The 547-nt window shown below is 46.3% G+C and carries 1 rRNA gene; it reads left to right on the forward strand.

From position 1 onward, the window contains the following. Positions 1-199: 199 nt before the first annotated feature. Positions 200-547 (forward strand): 23S ribosomal RNA (locus AC07NR_RS29105); the annotation flags it as partial.

Genomic DNA, 547 nt, shown 5'->3' on the forward strand with positions numbered 1-547 from the left:
GTGATGGTGAATGTTGATTTCTAGTCTTTGACTAGTTCGTTCTTTAAAAATTTGGGTATGTGATAGAAAGATAGACTGAGATCCACTTTCACTGGTGGTGATCAGGCTAAGGTAAAATTTGTGAGTTCTCTTAGTTGAGAAATTCGAATTTTCGGCGAATGTCGTCTTCACAGTATAACCAGATTGCTTGGGGTTATATGGTCAAGTGAAGAAGCGCATACGGTGGATGCCTTGGCAGTCAGAGGCGATGAAAGACGTGGTAGCCTGCGAAAAGCTTCGGGGAGTCGGCAAACAGACTTTGATCCGGAGATGTCTGAATGGGGGAACCCAGCCATCACAAGATGGTTATCTTGCACTGAATACATAGGTGCAAGAGGCGAACCAGGGGAACTGAAACATCTAAGTACCCTGAGGAAAAGAAATCAACCGAGATTCCCTTAGTAGTGGCGAGCGAACGGGGACTAGCCCTTAAGTGGCTTTGAGATTAGCGGAACGCTCTGGAAAGTGCGGCCATAGTGGGTGATAGCCCTGTACGCGAAAATCTCTT

The organism is Pseudomonas sp. GW821-FHT09C09 (assembly GCF_059418105.1).